Annotated in this window: 2 protein-coding genes; both read left to right on the top strand. The window is 63.5% G+C overall.

The window, feature by feature from the left end:
• A partial coding sequence (locus tag EN969_RS26405) for a glutamate synthase-related protein (protein ID WP_127419529.1) occupies positions 1–993 on the top strand: 993 nt, incomplete at its 5' end.
• A gap of 61 nt (positions 994–1,054) precedes the next feature.
• Positions 1,055–2,362: a type III glutamate--ammonia ligase gene (glnT, locus tag EN969_RS26400; RefSeq protein WP_063167614.1), complete on the top strand. Its 1,308-nt coding sequence runs from the start codon at positions 1,055–1,057 to the stop codon at positions 2,360–2,362.
• The last annotated feature ends 147 nt before the right edge of the window (positions 2,363–2,509 follow it).

Genomic DNA, 2,509 nt, shown 5'->3' with positions numbered 1-2,509 from the left:
ACCCTGTCGGGCACCTCGACCACGACGGGCGACGGCGGCATGACCGAGGAGGAGCGCGGCCATTCCAAGCAACTGGTCTATCAATATCTGCCGTCGCGCTACGGCATGAACCTGCGCGATCTGCGCCGCGCCGATGCGATCGAGGTCGTCGTCGGCCAGGGCGCCAAGCCGGGTGGCGGCGGCATGCTGCTTGGCCAGAAGATTTCGGATCGTGTCGCCGAAATGCGCACGCTGCCGAAAGGCATCGACCAGCGCTCGGCCTCACGCCATCCCGACTGGACCGGACCCGACGATCTCGAGATCAAGATCCTCGAATTGCGCGAAATCACCGACTGGGAAAAACCGATCTACGTCAAGGTCGGCGGCGCGCGCCCCTATTATGACACGGCGCTTGCCGTGAAGGCCGGCGCCGATGTCGTTGTCGTCGACGGCATGCAGGGCGGCACCGCCGCCACCCAGGAAGTGTTCATCGAAAATGTCGGCCAGCCGACGCTTGCCTGCATCAGGCCGGCCGTGCAGGCGCTGCAGGACCTCGGCATGCACCGCAAGGTGCAGTTGATCGTCTCCGGCGGCATTCGCAACGGCGCCGATGTCGCCAAGGCGCTGGCGCTCGGCGTCGACGCGGTCTCGATCGGCACGGCGGCCCTTGTCGCGCTCGGCGACAACGATCCGCGCTGGGAGGCGGAGTACAACGAGCTTGGCACCACGGCCGGCGCCTATGACGATTGGCACGAGGGGCGCGACCCCGCCGGCATCACCACGCAGGATCCGGAACTGATGAAGCGGGTCGATCCGGTGACTGCCGGGCGCCGGCTGGCGAACTACCTCAAGGTGATGACGCTTGAGGCTCAAACGATCGCCCGCGCGTGCGGCAAGAACAGCCTGCACAATCTCGAACCCGAGGACCTGGTCGCGCTGACGATCGAGGCAGCCGCCATGGCCGGCGTGCCGCTGGCCGGCACCAACTGGATACCGGGGAAGAACGGCTTCTGATCAACGAAGGGCCGATTCCCGCATACTCGGGAACAACAATCGATAAAAATGGGGAACTACCGTGGCAACTGATCTTGCTGAATTCGCAAGGGCGAAAAACGTCAAATATTTCATGATTTCCTACACTGACCTGTTCAGTGGCCAGCGTGCCAAGCTGGTGCCGGCGCAGGCGATATCAGACATGCAGAAGGACGGCGCCGGCTTTGCCGGTTTCGCCACATGGCTGGACCTGACGCCGGCGCATCCCGACATGCTTGCGGTGCCGGATCCGGATTCGGTGATCCAGCTGCCGTGGAAGCCTGAGGTCGCCTGGGTGGCGGCCAACTGCATCATGGACGACAAGGAGGTCGACCAGGCGCCGCGCAACACACTGAAGCGGCTGATCGCGGAAGCCGCCAGCGACGGCATGCATGTCAAGACCGGCGTCGAGGCCGAGTTCTTCCTGATCTCGCCTGACGGCAAGACGATCTCCGACGAATACGACACGGCCTCAAAACCCTGCTACGACCAGCAAGCGGTGATGCGGCGCTACGACGTCATCGCCGAGATCTGCGACCACATGCTGGCGCTCGGCTGGGGCGCCTATCAGAACGACCATGAGGACGCCAACGGCCAGTTCGAGATGAACTGGGCCTTCGACGACGCGCTGGCGACCGCCGACAAGCACTCGTTCTTCAAATTCATGGTCAAGTCGATCGCGGAAAAGCATGGCCTGCGCGCGACCTTCATGCCGAAGCCCTTCCAGGGCCTGACCGGCAATGGCTGCCATGCGCATATCTCGGTCTGGGACAAGGCCGGCAAGACCAACGTCTTCGCCGACAATTCGATGGAGCTCGGCCTGTCGGCCAAGGGCAGGAATTTCCTCGGCGGCATCATGAAACATGCCTCCGCACTGGCCGCGATCACCAACCCGACGGTGAATTCCTACAAGCGCATCAACGCGCCGCGCACCATTTCGGGCGCGACCTGGGCACCGAACACGGTGACCTGGACCGGCAACAACCGCACCCACATGGTGCGGGTGCCCGGCCCCGGCCGCTTCGAGCTGCGGCTGCCGGATGGCGCCGCCAATCCCTATCTCCTGCAAGCGGTCATCATCGCCGCCGGCCTCGACGGCATTCGCTCGAAGGCCGATCCTGGCAAGCGCTACGACATCGACATGTACCAGCATGGCCATACGGTAAAGGGCGCGCCAAAACTGCCGCTCAACCTGCTCGACGCCTTGCGCGAGTTCGACAAGGACAAATCGCTCAAGGCGGCGCTGGGTGAGGATTTCTCGTCGGCCTACCTAAAGCTGAAGCACCAGGAATGGAATTCCTATGCTTCGCACTTCACGCAATGGGAGCGCGACCACACGCTGGATATTTGACCACCAGCGCGACGCGAGCGACCTCGGAATGAACTGATGAAATATTCGATCTTCTCGCTCGCTCGTGCCGCCCTGTCCGGCCACAAGAACTGGCAGCGCACCTGGCGCGACGCCACGCCGAAGGATCGCTACGACGTGGTGATCATC

The organism is Mesorhizobium sp. M7A.F.Ca.CA.003.01.2.1 (assembly GCF_003998945.1).
In the GTDB taxonomy this organism is placed as follows: Bacteria; Pseudomonadota; Alphaproteobacteria; order Rhizobiales; family Rhizobiaceae; genus Mesorhizobium; species Mesorhizobium ciceri.
This window is presented reverse-complemented; position numbering and strand designations above follow the sequence as displayed.